This is a genomic window from Xanthomonas sp. Leaf148, from assembly GCF_001423585.1.
Classification (GTDB): domain Bacteria; phylum Pseudomonadota; class Gammaproteobacteria; order Xanthomonadales; family Xanthomonadaceae; genus Xanthomonas.
The window spans coordinates 94,547-119,695 of sequence record NZ_LMOP01000010.1; the positions used below are offsets into that span (position 1 = coordinate 94,547).

At 63.9% G+C, this 25,149-nt stretch carries 12 protein-coding genes and 1 pseudogene; 12 read left to right on the forward strand and 1 reads right to left on the reverse strand.

Going from position 1 to position 25,149, the window contains the following annotated elements; genetic code table 11:
• The first annotated feature begins 265 nt into the window (after positions 1-265).
• The 9 genes and pseudogenes from ASF90_RS14715 to ASF90_RS24515 all read left to right on the forward strand — a co-directional run.
• Positions 266-3,082, forward strand: a complete 2,817-nt coding sequence (locus ASF90_RS14715) for a TonB-dependent receptor (protein WP_055851647.1) — start codon at positions 266-268, stop codon at positions 3,080-3,082.
• Between the two features lie 447 nt (positions 3,083-3,529).
• On the forward strand, positions 3,530-7,930 hold the full coding sequence (locus ASF90_RS14720) for an Ig-like domain-containing protein (RefSeq protein ID WP_055851648.1): 4,401 nt from the start codon (positions 3,530-3,532) through the stop codon (positions 7,928-7,930).
• Positions 7,927-9,519, forward strand: a complete 1,593-nt coding sequence (locus tag ASF90_RS14725) for a family 43 glycosylhydrolase (protein WP_055851651.1) — start codon at positions 7,927-7,929, stop codon at positions 9,517-9,519. Before ASF90_RS14720 ends, ASF90_RS14725 begins: the two co-directional genes overlap by 4 nt.
• Positions 9,520-9,548: 29 nt before the next feature.
• A complete protein-coding gene (locus tag ASF90_RS14730; protein ID WP_055852272.1) occupies positions 9,549-11,900 on the forward strand; it encodes a S9 family peptidase in 2,352 nt (783 codons plus the stop codon).
• Positions 11,901-11,999: 99 nt separating this feature from the next.
• On the forward strand, positions 12,000-13,754 hold the full coding sequence (locus ASF90_RS14735; RefSeq protein ID WP_193552598.1) for a DUF6055 domain-containing protein: 1,755 nt from the start codon (positions 12,000-12,002) through the stop codon (positions 13,752-13,754).
• Positions 13,755-14,352: 598 nt separating this feature from the next.
• Positions 14,353-17,241 carry a TonB-dependent receptor gene (locus ASF90_RS14740; protein ID WP_115560273.1) on the forward strand — a complete coding sequence of 963 codons (2,889 nt, stop codon included), beginning with the start codon at positions 14,353-14,355 and terminating at the stop codon, positions 17,239-17,241.
• A gap of 161 nt (positions 17,242-17,402) precedes the next feature.
• Positions 17,403-19,778: a glycoside hydrolase family 127 protein gene (locus tag ASF90_RS14745; RefSeq protein WP_055851658.1), complete on the forward strand. Its 2,376-nt coding sequence runs from the start codon at positions 17,403-17,405 to the stop codon at positions 19,776-19,778.
• 361 nt (positions 19,779-20,139) lie between these two features.
• On the forward strand, positions 20,140-20,334 hold the full coding sequence (locus ASF90_RS22495; protein WP_082473565.1) for a helix-turn-helix transcriptional regulator: 195 nt from the start codon (positions 20,140-20,142) through the stop codon (positions 20,332-20,334).
• Between the two features lie 13 nt (positions 20,335-20,347).
• Positions 20,348-20,578: pseudogene (locus tag ASF90_RS24515) on the forward strand (transposase); the annotation flags it as partial.
• Positions 20,579-21,155: 577 nt separating this feature from the next.
• Here the strand turns inward: ASF90_RS24515 and htpG are convergent.
• A complete protein-coding gene (htpG, locus tag ASF90_RS14755; protein ID WP_055851665.1) occupies positions 21,156-23,060 on the reverse strand; it encodes a molecular chaperone HtpG in 1,905 nt (634 codons plus the stop codon).
• 241 nt (positions 23,061-23,301) lie between these two features.
• On the opposite strand from htpG, the gene rsmD reads away from it, so the two are divergent.
• Genes rsmD through ASF90_RS14770 form a run of 3 tightly spaced genes read left to right on the forward strand, consistent with a single transcriptional unit; the run spans position 23,302 to position 24,972 of the window.
• A complete protein-coding gene (gene rsmD, locus ASF90_RS14760; protein ID WP_055851668.1) occupies positions 23,302-23,925 on the forward strand; it encodes a 16S rRNA (guanine(966)-N(2))-methyltransferase RsmD in 624 nt (207 codons plus the stop codon).
• On the forward strand, positions 23,922-24,428 hold the full coding sequence (gene coaD / locus ASF90_RS14765) for a pantetheine-phosphate adenylyltransferase (RefSeq protein WP_055851671.1): 507 nt from the start codon (positions 23,922-23,924) through the stop codon (positions 24,426-24,428). Before rsmD ends, coaD begins: the two co-directional genes overlap by 4 nt.
• 46 nt (positions 24,429-24,474) lie before the next feature.
• Positions 24,475-24,972: a hypothetical protein gene (locus ASF90_RS14770; protein ID WP_055851674.1), complete on the forward strand. Its 498-nt coding sequence runs from the start codon at positions 24,475-24,477 to the stop codon at positions 24,970-24,972.
• The last annotated feature ends 177 nt before the right edge of the window (positions 24,973-25,149 follow it).

Below are 25,149 nucleotides of genomic sequence, written 5' to 3' on the forward strand. Positions count from 1 at the left end.
AATTTCCGCACGAGTGCCGGATAAATTCGTCAAGACGCGAGCGCGGCATTGTCGCAAGCTTTTTTTGCGTGGCCTGCAATTCTTGGTCGCGTGCTCTCAGGGGGAGAGCAGCAACGTCGCCGTCCTGTCTGGCCAGTGCCGTTTCGTACGGCAGTTCGCTGGTGTCGTCTTTGTCGTGATCGATCTCTCATCTTGCGCTGTTGCAGTGCGGCTTGGCCGTGCGCGCAGGTTGGCCGTTGTCCCCATGAAAGCACAAGGAATTCCGATGTCGCCCAGCTGCTCCGCCATGCTGTCGCAGTGCCTCGTTTCCAGACGTCACCCGCTGGTCAAGGCGATCGTCCTGGGTTTGTCCATCGTCGCCGTGCCGGCGCTCGCACAGCAGCGTAGTGCCGACGACGATGTCACCCAGACCCTGGGTCAGATCAACGTCACCGGCACCCATCTGCGCCGCGTGGATGCCGAGACTGCCAGCCCGGTCATTGTGGTCGATCGGCAGCGCATCGAAGATAGCGGCAAGAGCACGCTCGGCCAGTTGCTGCAACAACTCCCGGCCATGTCCGGCTTCATGCCGGGCCCTGCGCTCAACTCCGGTTTCAGTCATGGCCGTGCGCTGGTGTCGCTGCGCAATCTGGGACCCGAGCGCACGCTGGTGCTCGTCAACGGCCACCGCGTGGCCGGACCGGCCAGCAGCGTGGCGTCGGCACCGGGCGTGGACGTCAACGCCATTCCGGCCTCGATGGTGGAGCGGGTGGAAGTGCTCACCGACGGTGCCTCGTCGGTGTATGGCTCCGATGCGATCGGCGGGGTGGTCAACATCATCCTCAAGGACAAGTACGACGGCTTTGCCGCCACGGTCGATTACGCCCAGAGCACGCATGGCGATGCCAATAGCCGCACGCTGGGCCTGGAGTGGGGCAAGACCTGGGACCGCGGTGGGGTGATCCTTGGGCTCAGCCGCAATTCGATGAATCCGGTGTTCAACCGCGATCGCAGCTATGCCGCCAGGGCGGTGGAGTTTCTCGACGGGCAGGTCAGTGAGATCCGTGGCGGCAACACGCGCGCATTCCTGAGCGATGGACGCAGGCTGACCCCGGCCGACGGTGTGCCGCCCGGACCGGTCGACGCTACTGCATTCCGTCCTTACCAGCCTGCGACAGACAGCTACAACGTTTACGACGCGCAATACCTGATCACCCCGATAGAACGCACCAACGCATCGCTGCACGGCAGTTTCGAATTCACTCCGAACGTGCAGGGGTATATGGACGTGTTCTGGACGCGCAGCAAGACCACCTCGCGGCTGGATGCGTTCGGCATGGAGATGCAGGATGCGGCCAGCAATTACTACAACCCGTTCGGCGATCAGCTGGACCGTTATCTGTTGCGCTCCACCCAGGCCAATACGCGCGTCTATACCGCGACGATGTTCCAGACCAATATCGTGGCCGGCCTGCGCGGGCGCGTGGAAGGCACCAGTTGGCAATGGGATGCGGCGGCAGGCTACGCACGCTACAAGGACACGTTGGTACGCACGGGCTTCTCCATCACCTCGGCGCTGAACAACGCCACCGGCGCCTCGTTTCTGGACAGCGACGGTGTGGTCAAGTGCGGGGCGCCCGGTGCGGTGATCGCCGGCTGTACGCCGATCAATATCTTCAACCCCAGCGATCCGGCCACCATCGCGGCGCTACGCGGCACCCAGCGGCCGGTGGATCTGATCGACGAGAGCCGGATGCGTTTTGTCGACATCAGCGCCAACGGCGATCTGTTCAAACTCCCCGCCGGTGCTGTGCAGGCAGCGGTGGGTCTGGTCTATCGCACCAATAAATTCGCGCAGGGCACCACCAGCGAGGTGGCCGCCGCCGATGCCGACGGCAATTGCGATTACAACGATGGCTGCATCCTCCGGCAGGGCCGCGACGAATCGGTGCGCGAGGCCTATGCCGAGTTGCTGGTGCCGTTGCTCAAGGACGTGCCGTTTGCCAGCAGCCTGAATCTCAATCTGGGCTCGCGTTATTCCAAATACGATGCCTGGGGCAACACGACCAACAGCAAGGTTGCCATCGAATGGCGGCCGATCGCCAATTTGCTGGTGCGCGCCACCGGCTCCCAGGTGTTCCGCGCGCCCGCGCTGGGCGATCTGTATGGCTCGCCCTATAACGCGGTAATCGACACCACCGGCGATTTCGAGGACCCATGCAATGGCTATGCCGGCGCCGCGCCCAATCCGGCCTGCGCCAATGTGCCCAACGATGGCAGCTTCACCAATACCGCGCAGTTCAACGTGGTGACCTCCGGCGCCAACAATCTCGGTTTCCAGCTGAAGCCGGAGCGTGGCCGCTCCTACAACATCGGCGTGGTGTACGACCCCGACCAGTTGCGCGGCCTGTCGCTCAACGTGGACAGCTGGCGCGTGGTGCTCGACGACATGCTCTCTGGCGTTGGCCAGCAGCAAGTGGTCAACGATTGCTTCGATGGAAGCGAAGCAGCGTTCTGCCCGCTGATCCAGCGCGACGCAGCCGGGCAGCTGACGCGCGTGTCGGTACCGTTCGCCTACAACAGCGGCAAGGTGGATATCCGCGGCTACGATGCGGGCATCCACTACACGCTGGCCGATACCGCGTGGGGTAATTTTTCTGCCGGTCTGGATGCGACCTTCTTTTCCGATTTTCGCTTCGCTGGCGAAACGCACAACTACGTCGGCGAAAATTCCAGCTGGGGCAATATGCCGCGCTGGCGCGCCGTGGCCAATCTGGCCTGGGACAAGGGCCCATGGCATGCGAGCTGGAACACCCGTTACCTGGGCCGCACCGTCAACGGCAGCCAGTACGACAACTTCTGTGCCGACACCAACGCCGATGGCAGCTGCCTCTATTTCCCGATCGGCTCGGTGGTCTATCACGACGTTTCGCTGAGCCGCAAGCTGGCGTCCTTGCATAGCACGCTCGCCTTGGGCGTGGACAATCTGGGCAATCGCACACCACCGCAGTTTTACAGCTACTCCAACGCAGCCAATACAGATGCGACCACCTACGACACCCTGGGTCGCTTCTTCTGGAGCCGGTTGCGTGTGGAATTTTGAGCGCGACACGCGGCGCCAGTATCACGGTGGAGCATTCCCGCCGCCGATGGCGGGCGCCGTGCAGCACGCCTGCACTAATCACGCGAGGTTCGTATGGCCGCGCCACGCTTCGCATTCTTGCGACATGTTCTGTCGCAGGCGCCTATGCTGATCGGCTGCCAACACGTCGAGAGAGCTGCCGCGCAGTGGAGGCGCTGCCGAGGCGTGCAGCGGTGAACGAGATGTGGCGAGCGGTCTTCAGCAAAGCGTGCACAGTGCGGAGGAGCCGGCGTTTTCTGGTGGTCCATCTGCACCGAGCATCGTGCGCGCTTACCTGGCGGTGAGCGCAGTCGCTGGGGTGGTCGCTCTTCTTTCAGCGCATGGTGGTCGCAGCAGCAGCGGTGTGGTGCGTGCCGCTGGTCGCAGACAGACCATTCCGATGCCCCGCACCTTGCAGAGAGCTGCTCCATGCGTCGTTCCTTTTTGATGACATTTGTGTGCCGGCATAGACGCTGGTTGCGCGCCGCTCTGCGAACCGGTGCGGCCGCCGCGTTCTGCGCGGGTGCAGTCGTGGGCATGCCCGTGGGCATCGCCAAGGACATACAGGAGGCGCCGGTGGCCTTGGCCAATGCGGCGATTGGCGATCCGCGTTTTCATGGGCTGGAGCATCCGCTGCCCGACAGCGGCGTGGCCTTCGCACCTGGTGGGCAGCTGGCGCGGATTTACGCGGCCGATCGCGCGCGCGGAGCAGGGCAGGTTGCGGGCAACGATTTCTGGATCGATCGCATGCTGGTGCGCGAAGGCACCGGTGGCGGCTTCGATGACGAGAACGATTGGCTGTTTACGCGTGGGCGCGCGGCGTTTTTGGCCACGCATCACCCTGAAATTCCAGGCTTCGTCGGCCAGGTGGCGTACTGGCATACCACCGACTACGACGCGTTGTTGCGCATCCTTTCCACGCAAGGCGAGCGTGCGGTGCAGTGGACCGAGCGCTCGCAACAGCGTCGCCAGACGCCCAGCTATTTCAGTACCGTGTTCGAGGATGCCAACGCGGGCGTGCGGATGCGCCTGGTCAAGTACATCACCGAGCAGAATGTGGCGGTGGCCAGCATCGTGCTGTCCAGCCTGGACGGTGCGGCGCATACGTTGTCGGTGCAGGCGCTGTCGCCGTTGGCGCAGCATGCCGATGGCGCTGCGTTGACCGGCGCCTTCGAAGCCTACAACGCGATCACCACGGTATTTCCGCGCCTGTGCGGCGATGGCTTTCGGGTGGACGGCAACCAGCTGGTGCGCGAGGTGGCGGTGCCGGCCAGCGGCGAGACACCAGCGCTGAAACTGCAACTGGGCCTGCTCACGCACGAGCTGCCGCAGGCGCAGGCCGAGTACGCCCGCATCGTTACGCAGTCGCCGCAACAGGCCTACCAGGAGCACGTTGCCAGCTATAACCGCTGGTGGGTGGATAACGTGCCGTATCTGGATACACCGGACGAGAACATCACCAAGAGCCTGTTCTATCGCTGGTGGACGCTGCGCTTCAATTTTCTCGACGCCAACGTGCCGGGCAACGATTACCAGTTTCCGGTCGCCATTGAGGGCGTGCTGGGCTACAACAACGCCATCGTGCTGACCACCGGCATGTTCCTGGACGATCTGAAATATCTGCGCGACCCGAGCTACGCGTACGGCAGCTGGCTCAGCGCAGGCGAGACCGCGGGCGGTGGCAAGTACACCGACAATCCCGGCTCGCCGGAAAACTGGTCCAACTCGTACGCGCAATACATCACCGCCGCCGCATGGCGCGCGATGCAGCTGCATGGCGGCCCGCCGGCACTGGCCGCAAAGCTGGCCCGCTACGGCAGCGGCGATGTGGACGGCGTGCTGGCTGCCTACGATCTCAACCACAATGGCCTGATCGAATACGACTGGGCGGCGATGACCGGTAACGATGCCGATGCGGTGTCGTTCGACTGGGCGGCCAAGCACGGCGAAATCCGCATGGATCGCACCGAGAGCGCTTACGTCTATGCCAACGCGCAGGCAGCGGCGCAGGCGGCGCAACTGGCCGGCGACAGCGCAACCGCGCAACGCATGCAGGCCACCGCGCAACGCATTCGCAAGGCGGTGCTGGAGGTGTTGTGGCAGGACCATAGCGACAGCGCCGATTCGGTGGGCCTGCACGGAGAGCTGCTCAAACATCGCCAGGCCAAGGGGCCGCGCCTGCCGGTGGACTGGAAGGAAACCAACAATTACTACCCCTTCAGCGTGGGGCTGATGCCCAAGCAGGGCGATGCCGATCACGACCCCAAATATGCGCGCGCCTTGCGCTTGTTTGCCGATGCAGCGCAATACCCGCTGTTTCCCTTCTACACCGCCAATCAGGTCGATCTGCAGGCGCGCAGCAGTGGCGCCGATGCGGGCAGCAATAATTTTTCCACCATCAACGCGACGGTTGCATTCCGCCTGCTCGGCGAGGCGCTGCGCGATTACCCCAGCCTGTTTTTGAGCGCGCAGAGCTACCGCACGCTGCTGTACTGGAACGCATGGGCGTCCTACATCGACGGCGACAACCGCTATCCGGATCAGAACGAATTCTGGGCCAAGGGCAGTGCCAGCAATGGCGGCAAGATCGCGTACCGCTCGTGGATTCACCACACCCAGCTGGGTGCGACCAATTTCACCATGATCGAAGATGCGATGGGCCTGCGTCCGCGCAACGACGACAAGATCGAGCTGTATCCCATCGACATCGGCTGGGACCGTTTTGCCGCCGACAACCTGCGCTACCGCGATCGCAATCTGAGCATCGTCTGGGACCGCGATGGGCGCCATTACGCGGGCAGGGCACCGCAGGGCTACAGCGTGTATCTGGATGGCACGCTGGCGTTTCGCGTGGACCGGCTTGCGCATGTGATCTACGACCCGGCCAGCGGGCAGGTCAGTGCGGCGCCCGATGCGGTCAATGGCAACGGCACGGTGCAGGTGCTGGAGGCGCACCCGGCGCAGCTGGCGTCGATGGCGCAGGTGCCGATCGCTGCGGATGCGCACATCGCCGAACTGCTGAGCAAGGCCGGCGTGGATGTGACGCTGCCGGCCACTGCCAACCACAATCTTGCACAAGGCGCACAGGTCACTGCCAGTTTTGCTGCGCCAGGGTTTGCCGCCGCTGCGGCGGTGGACGGCAGCACGGCGAGTACGCCGTTTTGGGGCACTGCCGGCTCGCCGTCTGCCAGTGACTGGATCGCCCTGGATCTGGGCCGGCCCCGGCAAGTGGATCAGGTGGTGCTGTATTTCTATCGAAGCTCCTCGCCTGGCGGCCAGCAGCATGGCTTTGCGTCCGGCACCTATCCCGGCTATGCCGCGCCGTGGATCTACGTCGTGCAGTACCAGGATGGTGCCGGCAACTGGAAGACCGTTCCCGGGCAGGTGCGCGATGCGGCGATCGCCGTAGGCAACCGCAACCGGGTGCGCTTTCCGGCGCTGCGTACGCAGGCGCTGCGCGTGCTGGTGACCCATGCCGGCAGCGTCCGCACCGGCATCAAGGAGGTCCAGGTCTTCGACAGCGGACTGGCAGCGCCTGCGTTTGCCGGCAACGCGCCGCCGCAGGTGCAAGCGTGGCAGCTGGACGATGCCGGTGCGGGTGCCGACGGCGCGGCGATGGTGAACGGCCGGGTCGGCGATGACGGCTTGCCCAACGTAGCGTTGCAGGTGCGCTGGCAGATGCTGCAAGGCCCGGAAGGGGGCGATGCGGTATTCGCCGATCCTGCCGCGCTGCAGACCGCAGTGCGCTTTACGCGCCCGGGTGCGTACACGGTGCGGTTGGCGGCCAACGACGGCGCGTTGGACGGTCATGCCGATGTGCAGCTGCTCGCGGTCGCCGCGCCGGTGCTGCAGCGCGTGCCATTGCACGAACTGGCCACGGTCAGCGCGCAACTTACCGGCGCGCAGTACCGTGTGCAGGCGCTCAACGACGGCGTCATTCCCGCGGCGGGCAGCAGGCCGAAGGGCAGCCGGCGCTGGGGCAGTTACGGCAGCGAGCAACCGGCCACGCTCTGGCTGCAGTACCAGTGGCCGCGGCCGGTGCGCCTGTCGTCCAGCACGCTCTACTTCTGGAACGACCAGCCCCGTGGCGGGGTGGCCGCACCTGCCAGCTGGACGCTGCAGGCATTGCAGGACGGCCACTGGCACGACATCGTCGCCGACGGCGGCTACCCGATTGCCACCGCTGCGATTGGCGCGGCCAGCACGGCCCGCTTTGCGCCGGTCATCACCACCGCCGTGCGTGCGGTGCTCAGCACTCAGTCCGGCGCCGACGGGCGCATGCCCATCGGCGTGGACGAATGGCAGGTGCACGCAGAGGTGCCCACGCGCGTGGAGGCAATCGATCTGCGCACCGCACCCGGCCAGCTGCCGGTGTTGCCGCAGCAGGTCGACGCTTTCTTTGCCGATGGCAGCGTTCTGCCGGTGGCGGTGCAGTGGCCGGATTTGCCGCTGCAGCGGCTGGGCAGCGAAGGTGCGGTGGAGCTGCAGGGGCTGGTGGAGGGCGTGCTTCCGATCAAGGCCACGGTCTGGGTGCGCGCCACGCCGCCAGCGCAGATCAACACCGTGCAGGCTTTGCCCGAAGTAAGTGCTGTGGTGGGGCAGGCGCCCACGCTTCCGAGCGTTGTGAGCGTGCAATACAACGACGGCTCGCGCGAGCGCTTGCCGGTGCAATGGCCGGCGCTGGCGCCCGCGCGTTACGCGCAACCTGGGCAGATCGGCCTGACCGGCACCGCGCAGGGGAGTGCGCCCACCGGGGTGGTGTCGGTTCCGCTCAGCGTGCAGATCAAGGCGGCCAGTACGCCGGCCCAGCGCCAGGAATCGACCCCATGACCGGTAGTGTCGCCCGCATCTTGGCGCTGGCCGCTGTGTTGTCGCTTGCTACGGTTGCCGCGCTGGCGGCCGACGCCGTGCCACCGCAGGGCGTGCAGCTGCATGCACCGGGCAACCCGATCCTCGCCGACGGCAGTACCTATTCGGCCGACCCGGCACCGCTGGTGGCCGACGGCAAGCTGTACATCCTGGCCGGGCGCGACACCGCGCCACCCAACCGCAACGATTTTGTCATGCCTGGTTGGCAGATGTTCGTCAGCAGCGACCCGGCCAGCGGGCAGTGGACGCATTACCGCGACCTGCTACGTCCGCAACAGGTGTTCGCCTGGGCCGACAAGCGCTATGCCTACGCCGCGCAGATCGTGCAGGGGCCCGATGGCCGTTACTACCTGTATGCGCCGGTACAGCAGCGCAACGCGCCCAATCCGGATCCGTTCGCGATCGGCGTGGCGGTTGCCGACAGTCCGCTTGGTCCGTGGACCGATGCCCATCCACAAGGGCCGGTGGTGTCGCAGTCGGTGCCCAACCGCAACGCCATCCAGAACATCGACCCCACCGTGCTGGTCGACGACGATGGCCGGGTGTATCTGTACTGGGGCACGTTCGGCGCGCTGTTCGGGGTGGAGCTGGAGCGTGATATGGTGACCTTCAAGGGCACGCCGGTCGCAGTCGACACGCTCGACGGTTACTTCGAAGCGCCCTGGCTGTTCAAGCGCAACGGCAGCTACTACCTGGCGTATGCGGCCAACAACGCCGGCCGCGATTCGGCATGTACGCCCACGCTGTATCACGCGTGCATCGCCTATGCGAGCGCGCCGACGCCGCTGGGGCCGTGGACCTCTCGCGGCATCGTGCTACCGCCGGTGTCCTCGACCACCTCGCATCCGGGCATCGTCGCCTTCAAGGGGCAGTGGTATCTGATCTATCACACCGCCGATGCGCAGGGCGGCGGGCATTTCCGTCGCAGCGTGGCGATCGATCGGCTGCAGTGGGACGACAGCACCCAGCCGGCCAGCATCCGCACCGTTGTCCCGACCCGGCGCCCGCAGCCGGCGCTGCCGCCACAGCGCAATCAGGCGCCGTCCGCCGTGGCCACCGCGTCCAATGGGCCGCAGATTCCGCTGCAGTACTGGATGGCCGCGCTCAACGATGGTGTGGTCAAGGCTAATCCGCTGCCGCCGCAACTGTGGGGCAGCTGGACGCCAGACAATCCGCCGCAGCAATGGATTCAATACAGCTGGGCGCAGCCGGTCACCCTGGACCGCACCCGCGTGGTGTTTTGGGCCGATCAGCCGCCCGCCGCGCAGATCGGTGTGGCGCCGCCAGCGCGCTGGCACCTGGAATACCGCCAGGGCGGGCAATGGCATCCGGTGCGCACGCGCGACCGCTATGGCACCCACACCGATCGTTTCGAGGCGGTGTCGTTTGCAGCAGTCACCACGCGCTGCGTGCGTCTGGTGATGGAGGCCTCCGGCGGCCCGGACAGTTACGCCGCGCTTGCCGTGCAGGAGTGGGAAGTGCTGGCACCGAAGCCGCAACGTCTGCCGGTCGCCGGCGATGCCGATAGCACCCAGTGCGATACGCAATGAGCACCACCACGCATGATCACTGCACACCGATGAGGCCACCGTTGCATTCCTTATTGCACGTCCGTTTACGCAGCATCGCCGCGCTTTGCCTGGGCATGCTCCTCTGGTCGACGCAGCCAAGCGCAGCGGCCGCATCGATCGCACCCACGCCTGCGCAGTACACGCAGGCGCTCGGCCTGGCCGAACGCTACGCCGCGCTGGTCGACCATCAACCCACCGAACCGATCTGGATCGATGACGGGAGATTCCTGTACCGGCGCGGGGTCGCGCGTGCCGACCAACGGCGGGCCATCGAATACCGCATGGTGGATGCCGCCAGCGGCCGCAACACGCTGGCGTTCGACCATGCACGCCTGGCGGCGGCATTGACCAAGGCCGGCGCGGTCGCTGTGGATGCAGCGGCGCTGACGCTGCAGGCGCCCACCCTGCAGCAGGACCGTCTGGCCTTCCAGCTCGCCGGCGTCGGCTGGCAATGCACGCTGCCGCGCTATGCCTGCGTGCATCTGCACGACCGCGATGCGTCGCCGGAATCGATGGACATGCGGCTTCCGCTCGTGCAGGGCGAACGCAACGTCAAGCTGTCGCCCGATGGACGCTGGCGCGCCTGGATCGAACAGGCCAATGTGGTGATCGCGCCTGTGAGCGGCGGTGAGCGCAGCGTGCTCAGTCGCGATGGCAGTGCCGACGATTACTACGCGCTGGACAGCCTGGCGTGGTCGCCGGATTCGCAGCATCTGGCGGCGTATCGGGTCAAGGCACCGCCACCGCGCATCGTCTATTACATCGAATCGGCGCCCGCCGACCGCGTGCAGCCCAAACTGCACCAGCAGATCTATCCCAAGCCGGGCGATGTGTTGCCGGTGATGCAGCCGGTGCTGTTCGACATCGCCACGCGCGCGGCGCATCCGGTGGCGATGACGCTGCTGCCCAACGCCTTCACCTTGAGCGAGATGGTGTGGTGGAAGGACAGCCGCGGTTTCACCTTCGAGTACAACGCACGCGGGCATCAGCTGTATCGCGTCATCGAGGTGGATGCACGCAGCGCCGCCGCGCGCACGCTGATCGAAGAAACCTCGCCCACCTTCATCGAATACTCCGAGCTCAGCGGCGAGCACGAAGACGGCGGCAAGCATGCGCGCCACGATCTGGCCGATGGCGCGCAGATCGTGTGGGCCTCCGAGCGCGATGGCTGGGAGCATCTGTATCTCTACGATGGCCGCACCGGCGCGGTGATCCGTCAGCTCACCCACGGTGAGTGGGTGGTGCGCAAGCTCGATCGCATCGACGAGGCAGCGGGGCAGCTGTATTTCAGCGCCTCCGGCATGCAACCCGGCGAAGATCCGTATTACCGCCACGCTTATCGTATCGGCCTGGATGGCAGCGGGCTGACCGCGTTGACGCCGCAGCAGGCCGACCATGCCGTGCAGTATTCGCCGGATGGAACGTGGTTGCTGGATCTTTACTCGCGCGTGGATCTGGGACCGGTGCTGGAGCTACGGCGCAGCACCGACGGCAGCGTGGCACGTACCATCGAGCGCACCGATCTGAGCCGCCTGCAGGCGGCCGGCTGGCAGGCGCCGTTGCCGTTCCATACCACCGGGCGCGATGGCAAGACCGAAATCTGGGGCGTGATCCATCGCCCGCAACAGCTGGATCCGCAGCAGCGTTACCGCGTGGTCGAAGACATCTATGCGGGCCCGCAAGGCTCCTTCGTGCCGAAAAGCTTCACCACCCGGGTGCCGCCGCTGACCGCGCTGGGGTTTGCGGTGGCGCAGATCGATGGGATGGGCACCAATAATCGCGCGCGCGCCTTCCACGACGTGGCCTGGCGCAATCTCAAGGACGCCGGTCTGCCGGATCGCATCGCCTGGCACACCGCCGCGGCCGCGCAGTACCCGTGGTACGACATCCGCGGCGGCGTCGGCGTGTACGGCACCTCGGCCGGTGGTCAGAACGCGTTGGGCGCGTTGTTGTTCCATCCCGAGTTCTATGTGGCGGGCGTGGCCAATTCCGGCTGCCACGACAACCGTATGGACAAGATCTGGTGGAACGAGCAATGGATGGGCTGGCCGGTGGGGCCGTGGTATGCCGAATCGTCCAACGTGGAAAACGCCGCGCGCCTGCAAGGACATCTGCTGCTGGTCACCGGCGACATGGATAGGAATGTCGATCCCGCCAGCACCTTCCAGGTGGCCGACCGCCTGATCAAGGCCGGCAAGGATTTCGACCTACTGGTGGTGCCGGGTGGCGACCATGGCGCCGGTGGCAGTTACGGCCGCCGTCGGCTGCTGGATTTTTTCGTGCGCTGGATGCAGCAGGCACCAACGCCTGAGTGGAATCGCACATCGCCCGACACAGCCGTCGCGCCGCCACCCGCGTGATTGCACGCGCATGCCGCGGTCTGCGGAATCGTGTGCATGCGTCGAGCACGCCTATTACCTCAAAGCCAGCCATTCCGGCGTGGCTTGTTGGAGAATGTCATGCAACATCGAACACGCGTCATCGCCAACGCGATCCTGGCAACCGCCTTATCGGCAACGCTACCTGGCATCGCCGCAGCGGCGGAAACAGGGGGGTGTCAATCGCGTTCCAGCGATGCGCCGTGGGGCGCCGCCCAGCCGTTACGCACATGGACGCCGAGCGGCGGTTCGGCCGCATTGAACGCGGTCGGCGCTGCCGAGGGGCCGCCGTTCCAGGCCAGGTTGGTCACTGCGTTCGGCGAAGATTCGGCGGTATCGGTGCGATCGGTGGTACTGGAATATCCCGATGGTTGCCGACGGCGTTATCAGCTGCCGTCCTTCGCAGCGTCGGACCGGCAGTACGTCGCCACCGTTGCCAAGGCGCATCCGGTGCGCGTGGATCGGCGCACCTATGTCACCGCCGCCGAGCCGGACACGATCACCGCCGCGATGCTGGCGAATGGATCTGCGAAAAAATACGAAACCCAACACTTCGCCTTCTGGTACGGGGTGAAGACGGCTGTGGAGAGTTACCGCGATGTGGCCAAGCGCGGCGTCGCGTGGACGACCTTCGTCAACCAGAGCGCTGCCTGGTTCGAAAAGGTCTGGCAAATGAATGCCGATCTGCTGGGCGCACCGATGCCCTATGCCGGAGTAACGACGCCCAAACGCATCAATGTCTACCTGTGCGGCACCGGGCTGCCCTATGCGCAGGGCGGCGATCTCACCGAATGCGGCGCCAGTGCCGGGCAGGCGATCGGGGTCTCGTCGTGGGCGCTTGGATACGGTTCGCACTCGGTAGCGCATGAGTTCGTGCACACCTTGCAGTACTACAGCGGCGGTTACCGCGATCTGCAGGCCGCTGGTTGGTTCTGGGAAACCCACGCCAACTGGAGCGCGTTCCAGACCGGGCGGATGGACGATTCTGCAGTGGCGTACTACCAGTCCAATCTTGAGAACGGGCCGCTGTTTCCGGAGAGCCGCTATGGCGCACATCCGTTGTTGATGTTTCTGGCCGAAACCGATGCAACTCGCTCGCTGGTCTGGGACATGTGGCTGAAAAATCAGCGTAATGCCGCTGGCGATACGTTGGAAATGCCGATGCAGACCGTGGTCCGCCTTGGTCAGCAACAGGGCGTGTTTCCGCAGGGCTTTCGTTCGTTTGCCGATTACATCGGGCGCTACGGTGCGCGGCTTGCCGCATTCGACTTCCTCAGCCAGAAGGCCTTGCTCGACATCAGCAAGGACCGCGCCGCCGCCAAACGCTATGTGCCGTTAAAGGCATTGGCCGCGCGCGGCCGGTATGCATCCTCACCGGAGCGGCCGTTGAACATCTATGGCACCCATGTCATTCCGCTGACACCGCAGACCGGAGCAAAAACGATCAGCGTGAGCTTGCAGGGCAAGACCGCTGCCGACCAGGCGGCGTGGCGTTTTACCCTGGTCAGTGTGGATGCGCAGTCCCGCCCGACCTATGCAGCACTGGCGGCAGTGGAGGCGACGGCAAGCAGCACAGTGAGCTTGGCGCTGCCGGCGGACGCCAAACAGACCTATCTGGTCGTCACGGCCACGCCGTATCGCTACAGCATCGTGCCGACCATCGTCGAACAGTTGGCAGGCAAGAAGCCGGTGCAGTTTCCGTACGAAGTCAGCATCGCCGGTGCCACGCCGCTGTCGGGTTCGGCCAGCACCTGCTCGGCCTATACAGGAACCGATGGGCTGGATCAGAACTGGAACACTAACGGCCATCGTATTGATGAGACGGCATGCAGATGAGGCGCTGATGTTGCAGCGATAAGCGTCCCCGACGGCAGGTCCACGCTCTGGACCTGCCGTCGGAGTATGCCAACACAGCTACTGTCGCGAGCGCGCGTCAGCTGGGTGCGGGCGGCACTACGAAGCTGCCCTGGACGCACGCTATGCAGCACTGCGCATCGTCGCGCTGGTCTGGCGGACGCAGGCGTTGTGGTGGTCGCTCTCGATGTGCGGCAGGCGACACCAGCACGCCGAGGTGGCACAGCGCTGCCTGCACGCACACCAGTGCGCATGGCAACCATGCTGTTTTCCGCATGCACGGTCGACAAATGCGACAAGACGTAGCGCCTGCGCACAGGCACATTGTGACCAGCTGATGAAACTGGAGCGCATGGGCGACTCCATGAACGAACCAACCTCCATCGGATACCACGCGTGGTTGCGCGATCGAACCTGATCGCGCGCGTTGATGGATGTCTGCGTCTGCGGTACGGCCATGGCGAAGGATTTCGTCGCGGTGCCTGTCTTCCATCTGTTCTGACCCGCACTGGCGCATACCGGTACGGGCGTGTGTTGCCCGTCGTTTAGCCGCTTTTCAACTCAGGAGACTTGCATGTCGATGTCGTCGCTGCCCATTCCTCGTCGCACCGTGACCAGGCCGCGCCCGCTGCCCAGCATGCTCGCTACCGCGTTGGTGCTGGCGCTTGCCGCAGGCACGGCGGTTCCTGCACATGCGCAACAGGCCGGCAACGGCGACGCGACGCAGACGCTGGACAGCGTGGTCGTCACCGGGTCGCGGCTGCGCCGTGTGGACACCGAAACCGCAAACCCGGTGGTCACGGTGAGCCAGGAACAGATTGCCGCAACCGGCAAGGCCACAGTGGGCGACCTGCTGCAGGAACTGCCATCGATCGCGGGCAACGCCACCAACCCGTACACCAATAACGGCGGCGGCACCGGTGCGTCGGCGATTTCGCTACGCGGCCTGGGCGATAAGCGCACCTTGGTGTTGGTCAACGGTATCCGGCTTGCGTACAACGACGTCAACGCCATTCCGACCAGCATGATCGAGCGCATCGAGGTGCTCAGCGATGGTGCTTCTGCGGTGTACGGTTCCGACGCCATCGGTGGCGTGGTCAACTTCATTCTGCGCACGCACTTCGACGGCGTGCAGTTCAGCAGCGACTTCGGTACCAGCAGCGAGCGCGATGGCAACCGGCGCAACTTCGCACTCACCGCCGGCAAGACCTGGGAGCGCGGCAGCCTGATCGGCGGGCTGTCGTACCACAACATCGACCCGGTCTCGGCCGGTGCGCGCGACTACTCCAAGGACGCGCTGGCACTGACCGATGGCGTGCCGGTGAAGCAGGGGTCTTCTGCCACACCCACCGGCACGGTCAACTTCAACGATGGCTCCGATCAGTCCAATCAGCTTCGGCAGGCCAATGGCTGCGCGCGGGTCACGCTCAATGGCGGCGTCAGCGGTCGCGCCGGTCCAGGCGATTTCCACTGCTATAACCCCAGTGCCGATTCCTACAACTATCAGCCGTTCAATTTGTTGCAGACCCCGCAAAAGCGCACCAATGCCTTCCTGCTGGGCACATTCCGCTTCAGCGACAGCGTGGAGGGGTACGTCAACACCTGGTTCAGTAAAACCGAATCGGCCTCGATCATTGCGCCGATTCCGATCTTCTCCAACGGCGACAACATCCTGGTGTCGTCGCAGAGTTACTACAACCCGTTCGGCGTCAACTTCGGTACCGACCGCACCACCGGTACCTCGTACAACGACCTCAATACCCGCGCAACGGTACTGGGCAACCGCAGTTATCAATACAACACCTACAACTTCCAGATCAGCCCCGGCGTGCGTGGCCGCTTCGGCGACAGTTCCTGGCAGTGGGATGCAAACTTCAACTATGGCAAGGTCAAGCAGAAGTCGATCAACAATGGCTTTCTCGACTATGCCGCGTTCAATCAAGCCATCGGGCCGTCGTTTCTGGACAGCGACGGCGCAGTCAAATGCGGCAGTGCAGGCGCGGCGATCGCTGGCTGCACACCGCTGAATTTCTTCAACCTCAACGACAGCTCCAACCTGGCCACCTTGCAGGGCATGGTGGTCAACCCGATCGTGACCAGCGTCTACACGGTCAAACAATTCGAAGCCAATGCCAACGGCACGCTGTTCGACCTACCGGCCGGCGCGGCCAGCCTGGCGGCCGGGCTTTCGTATCGCAAGGAGCGCTCCACGACGGCATCCGATGCGCTGTGGACCGGCGACGAAAACGGGTTGTGCGGGGTGATCGAATACTGTTCGTCCACATTGAGCGGCAGCTTCGACGTCAAGGAAGCCTATGCCGAAGCGTTGTTCCCGCTACTCAAGGATCTGCCCGGCATCAACGCGCTCAATATCACCCTGGGCACGCGGTTTTCCGATTACAGCTCGGTGGGTAGCAAGACCAATAGCAAGGTGTCGCTGGAGTATCGCCCGATCGAAAATCTGCTGGTGCGCGGCACCGTCTCGCAGGTGTTTCGTGCGCCCAACATCAACGAGCTGTATGCCGGCGTGGCAGGCGATGCGGCTACCGTCAACGACCCCTGCAACGGCTACACCGGCGGCAATACCGTGGCCTGCGCCAATGTGCCCACCGACGGCAGCTACCAGCAATCGGACGGGCAGGTGTCGGGCAAGGTATCCGGTGCGGCAGTGGCCGGCTATCAACTCAAGCCGGAAACCGGCAAGTCGTACGACGTGGGCCTGGTCTACGACCCGCAGTGGATCGATGGCCTGTCGATCAGCGCCGACTGGTGGCGCATTGATCTGGAAGACACCATCACCACCGTCTCCGCGCAAACGGTGCTCAACCAGTGCTACGCCAACTCGGCAAGCGCGTTCTGCGCGTTGATTCATCGCAATGGCAACGGCACCATCAATTACATCGCCGAGCCCACCGTCAACCTGGGCAAGCTGTGGGCCAAGGGCATGGACTTCAATCTGACCTATCGGCTGCCATCCACGCCGTGGGGCAACCTCACCGCCGGCCTCAACGGCACCTATCTCACCCGCTACGATGTGTTGCCCGATACCACCGACCCCAGCTCGGTCACCATCCATAATGTGGGCCGCTACACCCAGGCATACGGCAATTTCCCACGCTGGCGCGCGCTGGGCACGGTGAGTTGGGCGTTGGACGACTGGAGCGCTACCTGGCGCATCCGCTATGTCGGCAACACCGCCATCGGTAATTCGGATCCGGACCAGAGCCTGTCGGCCGATTCCAGCCAGCCGACGGTGGTGCGCAACATCGGCGCCTACGTCTACAACAACCTGCAGCTCGGCTATAACGTGCAGCCCTGGCATACGCGCTTTGAAGTGGGCGTGGACAATATCGCCAACAAACAGCCGCCGCTGTATTACTCCAACAATGTCGGCAATGCGAACACCGATGTGGCCACCTACGATCTGCTTGGCCGTTTTTATTGGGCGCGTGCGACGGTGAAGTTTTGAGTGCGGCCCCTATCGACTGCGCTGTCTGATCGCACTGCCGCTGCCCGATCCGATCGGGTAGCGGCAGATCATGTTGCCCATATGCTCTACATCGCGATTGCCGCTCTGGCCTGTAACGGCGCGCGCAGTCTGCAAGCAGCGGCAGGAGCTAAGCTGACCTCATGACCAAGCCATCCAACACCGAGCGCACCACCGACCACGCCTTGACCTTGTCGCGGCGGCGTTTTCTGGCCTGGAGCAGCCTGGCAGTGGCTGCGGGCTTCCTGCGCTTCCCTGCCGACGCCAGCGCCGCGCAGCCGGGAAGCATGCGCGCGGTGCCGCTTGCTCAGGTCCGCCTGACGCCCTCGCTGTTTCTGGATGCGCTCAACACCAATCGCCGCTATCTGATGCGGCTGCAGCCGGACCGGCTATTGCACAACTTCGTGCTGTATGCCGGCCTCGACCCCAAGGCGCCTGCCTACGGCGGTTGGGAAGCGGACACCATCGCCGGCCATACGCTCGGCCACTATCTCAGCGCGTTGGCGTTGATGCATGCGCAAACCGGCGATGCGCAATGCGCCACACGCGCGGCGTATCTGGTGAGCGAACTTGCGCGTTGCCAGGCGCATGCAGGCGATGGCTATGTGGCTGGCTTCACCCGCAAGAACGCGGCAGGAAAGATCGAAAGCGGGCGCGCGGTGTTCGAGGAACTCAAGCGCGGCAAGATCGACCCCGCACCGTTTTATCTCAACGGCAGTTGGGCGCCGCTGTATACCTGGCACAAGCTGTTCGCTGGCCTGCTCGATGTGCATGCGCACTGCGGCAATGCAAAGGCGCTGCAGGTGGCGGTGGGGCTCGCCGGTTACCTGCAAGGCATCTTCACCGCGTTGGACGATGCGCAGCTGCAGAAAGTGTTGTCCTGCGAATTCGGCGGCCTCAACGAATCGTTCGTCGAGTTGCATGTGCAAACCGGCGATGCGCAGTGGCTGGCACTGGCGCAGCGGCTGCATCATCACGCCGTACTCGACCCGCTGGTCGCCCAACGCGATGAGCTGGTCCACCAGCATTCCAATACCAATATCCCCAAGCTGATTGGCCTGGCCCGCGAGTACGAGGTCACCGGCGACGCCGCCTCCGGCGCGGCGGCGCGTTTCTTCTGGCACACGGTCACCGACCACCACACCTACGTGATCGGTGGTAACGGCGATCGCGAATACTTCCAGCAGCCGGACAGCATCTCCAAATTTCTCACCGAGCAGACCTGCGAGCACTGCGCCAGCTACAACATGCTCAAGCTCACCCGGCATCTGTATCAATGGGGGCCGCAGGCGGCGTATTTCGATTACTACGAGCGCACGCTGCTCAACCACGTGATGGCGCAGCAACACCCGCGCACCGGCATGTTCACCTACATGACACCGCTGCTGGCTGGTGAAGCGCGTGGTTGGTCCAAACCGTTCGACGATTTCTGGTGTTGCGTCGGCAGCGGCATGGAGGCGCACGCGCAGTTTGGCGACTCGATTTATTGGGAAGACGGGCAGGGCGTCTACGTCAATCTGTATGTGCCCTCCAGCGTGCGCGACGCAGCGGGCTTCGCACTGAGCTTGCGCAGCACGCTTCCCGAGCAAGGCCAGGTGACGCTGCGCATCGACGCCGCGCCGGCAGATGCACGCATGCTCGCCTTGCGCGTGCCCGGTTGGGCCGGCGCGCACACGCTGCAGGTCAACGGCCAGCTGCAAACACTGCAGCCAGTGGAGGGCTACCTGCGTATCGAACGGCTGTGGAAGGCCGGCGACAGCATCTCCCTGCAGCTGGAGATGCCGTTACGCCTGGAACCCACACCCGACGACCCGGCATGGGTGGCCGTCATGCGCGGCCCGCTGGTGTTGGCCGCCGACCTCGGCGATGCCGCAACACCATGGAACAACAAAACGCCGGCGCTGGTCGGTGGAGATGACGTCCTGCAACGTCTGCAGCCGCTGCCGACCCATGGCCACTACGCCTATGCCGATGGCGCCCAGCAATGGCGTTTTTCCCCGTTCTACGCCCAGTTCGATCGCCGCAGCGCCGTCTACCTGGAACATCGCGATACCGCTGCCTGGCAACAACGCCTGGCCGAGCAGACGGCAGCGGACGCAACGCAACGCGCACTCGACGCGCGCGCACTGGATCGTGTCGCCCTGGGCGACGAGGCATCGGAAAAGGCACACGCCCTCACCAGCGACAGCTCCTACGCCCTCAGCTACCGCCGCCGCGCCGGCCGCGACGCCCGCACCGGCGGCTTTATCGCCTTCACCCTGCGCAACACCGCCCAGGCCCGCATCCTGCGCCTACGCTACTGGGGCGACGAAACCCGCCGCCGCTTCCGCATCCTCGCCGACGGCGAACTCATCGCCAACGAACGCCTGGACGGCAATCGCGGCCTGGACTTCATCGATGTGGATTACGCCTTGCCCACCGCAGTGGCCGGCCGCGCCACGTTGCAGATCCGTATCGAACCTGAGACTGGATACTCGGCCGGGCCTGCGTTTGGGTGTTGGGTGTTGGAGTCGGCGTGAGCGCGTACATAGCAGCGACCACGACTTCACTCTATGGTCGATGTCGTCGCCTGCAGCTGATGATAGGTGCCTCTGCCTAAGGGCGACGATGCTAAAAACGAAATGAATCACGTTCTGTAACGGGAGATAACGCTATTGCGCCCAGTCATGGTTGTGTCTGCGATTCGTTATGTAGTCCGCAACATCTGACTCCAAAGTGCTACTGGCATAACTTGATAAATTCGCAATGCTTCCGCGCAAATGATGGGAGCTTCAATGTTGCCAGCTGTTATCCAACTAAAGCCCTTCCTACTGTTTGACTTCGGCTCTTCAAGTGAGGAGACTCTGAACCTATGCATTTAGGAGATGGTGGAGGAGCTAATTGGACAGCGAAACGATTTCTTTAGCGGCGAGGATCCGTGCTGCCAGGATTGGGGCTGGAATGTCCCAGGCCGAGCTGGCGCAAAAATTGGGCGTCAATAGGGCAACCGTTGGGCACTGGGAACGTAATGGATTTTCGCCCAGCCTCGATCACCTCTATGCGATGAGCAGCGTTGTGCAAGGTAGTCTAAATTGAGTGTTTCACGCCTTTACTAACCTTCGCCGCGTTGCTCAGAACAACGGAAGCCTATGACTCCATCGAGCAACTCGCCTTTGGCAGCGGTCATTGGCGCGTACGCAATGCTGCACTAGAAGTCGCTAGCTTGCTCGCACCAGGAGAGAGGGGCGGGCTGTGGCGCAGCGCCGAACACGATGCCGATCCGGCAATCCGTCGTTCGGCGAGGATCTGGCTGGAACGGGAGCAGCGCGAAGTCGAATGATGGGTTTCTTTCGAGATAAGTTAAATACCCGGTTCGTTCGCCGATGGGGTGGGGGTATCCTGTTTGCAACTGCGATCTTGCTCCTGTCAAATCCCGAGTTGCTGTCGGCTGTGCTGTTGGTAAATATGATTGGTGTGGATGTGCTGGTGTTGTTTATCGGAATTCAACTGCGGCAAAATTGGTCGATTATTAGTGCCTTCATTATTGCTCCCTGCTATATTAGGATAAAAAGGCTGTTTAAGTCGAATTGAATTCTGGTCAAGAATTTTGGGTCATAGTTAGATGCCAGTCGTATGAGGTCTTCATGGCGGTCTAAAATTACTGCTGGATAGTAGTCGCTACGGACTGCGTTGAGACTGAATCGATGAATATTCTATGTCAGTAGCGTGGTAAATATCTTCTAGGGCTCATTATCTAGATCTAAATAGATGGCCGGTCTCGTCTGCAGCTACTCCTCTGTGAAGGAATGTAGCCAAAAAAGTGCCGAGGAAGAAAATTGGTCAAGCATTTGCCGGTTTAAATACAACGGCCAGAGTATGCTCCGGCCGTTGTATTTTCAGCTGCTACATCGCAGCTGTTAGGCCGACAACTCCAACAACAACTTATTCAACCGCCGCACATAACCGGCCGGGTCTTTGAGGCTATCGCCCGCCGCCAACGCAGCCTGGTCGAACAACACGCGGCTCAAATCGCCGAAGCGGTCCATGTCCTGTTCCGCATCCAGCTTTTCGATCAGCGGGTGGGCGGGGTTGAACTCGAATACCGGCTTGCTCTCCGGTACGGCCTGGCCGCTGGCTTCCAGCAACTGACGCATCTGCAGGCCCAGGTCGCCCTGGCCGATGGCGAGGATGGCGGGGGAGTCGGTCAGGCGGTGGGAGACGCGTACTTCGGCTACATCGTCGCCCAGCGCTGCCTTGATGCGCGATGCCAGGCCTTCCTTGGACTTGGCGACTTCTTCCTGCGCCTTCTTGTCTTCTTCCGAATCCAATTTGCCCAGATCCAGGTCGCCGCGTGCCACGTCAACGAACGACTTGCCGTCGAATTCGGTGAGGTAGCTCATCAGCCATTCGTCGATGCGGTCGGTGAGCAGCAGCACTTCGATGCCTTTCTTGCGGAAGACTTCCAGGTGCGGGCTGTCCTTGATCTGCGCGTAGCTTTCGCCGGTGAGGTAGTACAGCTTGTCCTGGCCCTCGGCCAAGCGGCTCACATAATCGGCCAGGCCCACGCTCTGAGCGCCGGTGGTGTCATGCGTGGACGAGAAACGTAGCAGGCCGGCGACCTTTTCGCGGTTTGCATAATCCTCGGCCGGGCCTTCCTTCAATGCCTGGCCGAAGTTACGCCAGAAGGTGGCGTAGTCGTCCGGCTTGTCCTTGGCGAGTTTTTCCAGCATGTCCAGCGAGCGCTTGGTCAGCGCGGACTTCATCGAGTCCACCACCGGGCCGGATTGCAGGATTTCGCGCGAGACGTTGAGCGACAGATCCGACGAATCCACCACGCCCTTGATGAAACGCAGGTACAGCGGCAGGAACTGCTCGGCCTGGTCCATGATGAAAACGCGTTGCACGTACAGTTTCAGGCCCTTGGCCGAATCGCGGTGATACAGATCGAACGGGGCGCGGCCGGGCACGAACAGCAGCGAGGTGTATTCCAGCTTGCCTTCGACCTTGTTATGGCTCCACGCCAGCGGGTTGCCCGCATCGTGCGCGACGTGCTTGTAGAACTCCTGATATTCCTCGTCCTTGATCTCGGACTTGGGGCGCGTCCACAACGCGCTGGCGCGGTTGACCGCTTCCCACTCCGGCTCGGCGGGCTTGTCGGCCTCTTCGCCGTAATGCTCCTTGCGCATTTCGATCGGCAGCCCGATGTGGTCGGAATACTTCTTGAGGATGTTGCGCAGGGTCCAGCCATCGGCGAAAGAATCTTCGCCTTCCTTCAGTTGCAGCACGATGCGGGTGCCGCGCTCGGGCTTGTCGATGCTGGCGATTTCGAATTCGCCTTCGCCACGCGAGGACCAATGCACGCCTTCGTCGGCGGGCAGGCCGGCGCGGCGCGAGTACACGTCCACCTGGTCGGCGACGATGAAGGCGCTGTAGAAACCGACGCCGAACTGGCCGATCAGGTTGGCGTCCTTCTTCTGGTCGTCGCTCAGATGCTTGAGGAAGTCGGCGGTGCCGGACTTGGCGATGGTGCCCAGATGCGAGACCGCATCCTCGCGGCTCATGCCGATGCCGTTGTCATCGATGGTGACGGTGCGCGCGTCCTTGTCGTAGTCGACGCGGATGCGCAGCTCGCTGCCGCCTTCCAGCAGCTCGGGCTTGACCAAGGCTTCGAAGCGCAGCTTGTCGGCGGCGTCGGCAGCGTTGGAAACCAGCTCGCGCAGGAAGATTTCCTTGTTCGAGTACAACGAATGGATCATCAGCTGCAGCAGCTGCTTGACCTCGGTCTGGAAGCCCAGCGTCTGCTTGTCGGTGTCAACGGTCATTGGGGTCGTGCTCCATGGTGGTCCGGGCCGCACTGCGGCCGATGGCCTGGGGGATGAGGCCGTCGGCGGTTTTTTTCAAGGCGTGCCTGCGCGAAGGTGTGGCGCATTGGTGGCCCGGGCGGGCGGGGCGGGCATGCCGGCGGCAGCGTTATCATGGACGGCCATCGCCTGCATTCCGACCCATGCCGCCACTTGCGCCACCTGTGTTACGCCGTCGTCCGCCTGCCACAGGCGCGTTGCGATGAGCCGCCCGGCACGGCCGGCGCCGCGTGGCGCCGAAGGCCAGGTGCGCATCGTGGGCGGGCGCTGGCGCAACACGCGGTTGGCGGTGCCGGACCTGCCGGGCCTGCGCCCCAGCAGCGACCGCGTGCGCGAGACCGTGTTCAACTGGCTGATGCCGCGGCTGCGCGGTGCGCGTGTGCTGGATCTGTTTGCCGGCTCCGGCGCGCTGGGGCTGGAGTCGGTCTCGCGCGGGGCCGCGCATGCCACGCTGATCGAGCGCGACCCCGGCCTGGCGCAGCGGCTGCGCGAGCACGTGACCAAGCTGGAGGCGGCCGACCAGGTGCAGGTGCTGCAGGAAGACGCGCTGCGCTGGCTGGAGCGCACGCCTGCGGCCCCGGTCGACATCGTCTTCGTCGACCCGCCGTTCGCGGCCGGTCTGTGGCCGAGTGTGTTCGAACGCCTGCCCGCGCATCTGGCCGCCGAGGCCTGGCTGTATCTGGAAGCACCGGCCGACCTGGCGCTGCAACTGCCGGCCGGCTGGCACCTGCATCGCGAGGGCGGTACCCGGCAAGTGCGCTATGCGCTGTATCGCCGGGCCGCTGCTACACTGAACGGCGATCCGACCCCGGTAGTTTCCGTATGAGCGTGGCCAACAGCCGCACCGCCGTCTATCCCGGTACCTTCGACCCGATCACCAATGGCCATATCGACCTGGTGAACCGTGCCGCTCCGTTGTTCGAGCGCGTGGTGGTGGGCGTGGCGTACAGCCCGTCCAAAGGCCCGGCATTGCCGCTGGAAAAACGCGTCGCGCTGGCACAGGAAGCGCTGGCGGCGCACAAGAATGTGGAAGTGCGCGGTTTCGATACGCTGCTGGCGCACTTTGTGCGCGACATGCATGCCGGGGTGCTGCTGCGCGGCCTGCGTGCGGTGTCCGACTTCGAATACGAATTTCAGATGGCCAGCATGAATCGCCATCTGATCCCGGAAGTGGAAACGCTGTTCCTCACTCCGGCCGAGCAATACAGCTTCATTTCGTCGTCGCTGGTGCGCGAGATCGCGCGGCTGGGCGGCGACGTTTCCGGCTTCGTGCCGGCCTCGGTGGTCGAAGCCTTGCGGCAAGTGCGCGAGTCCCGCGCGCAGGCCTGATCTCATCTGTTGTTCCATCACCACGCTTTTCAAAGGGAGGAGTTTCATGAAACACACCATGCGCGCTCTGGCGCTCGCTTCGATCGCCGCTCTGGCGGTCACCGCCTGCAAGAAAGAAGAGCCGGCGCCGACCGCCGCTGCCGCTCCGGCAGCGCTGAAGGCCCCGGCCAAGGACGACAACGCCGGCTGGAAGAAGTACCTGCAGGAAGTGGTCGGCCAGAACCTGGGCGCCACCACCAACAGCCCGTTCCTGTACTACTTGCCGCCGGAATCCGATGCCGAGTTCGCCGGCAGCTACGAGCGTCAGCTGGAAAGCGTCAAGACCGCGCTGGCGCGTGGCGTGCAGCCGGGCAACATGCTGGCCTTCGGTTCGTCCGCCTCCACCAAGATGGCCGACCTGATCGACGCCGCGTTCAAGGACGTGCAGCCGGATTCGATGAAGGGCGTGCGCGTGCTGTTCATTGGCGACGCCGCCGAGAATGCGCGCGTGCAGACCATCGTCCAGCCCAAGGGCGCGGAATACACCTTCGTTGAAGCCAAGTAATGCCGTATCAGGCCGGATGCGCGGGAGGGCGCACCCGGCCGCGGCGTGGAAACGCACCATGCTGCTGAAGTTGCACTCCCTCGGAGCCGGCCTGTCTGGGCCGGCTTTCGGCAACGCCCCCGGCGTTGTCGTCCGGCTCGCCCGCGCGGTTTGCGCCTGCCTGCTGCAGCGCGCTGC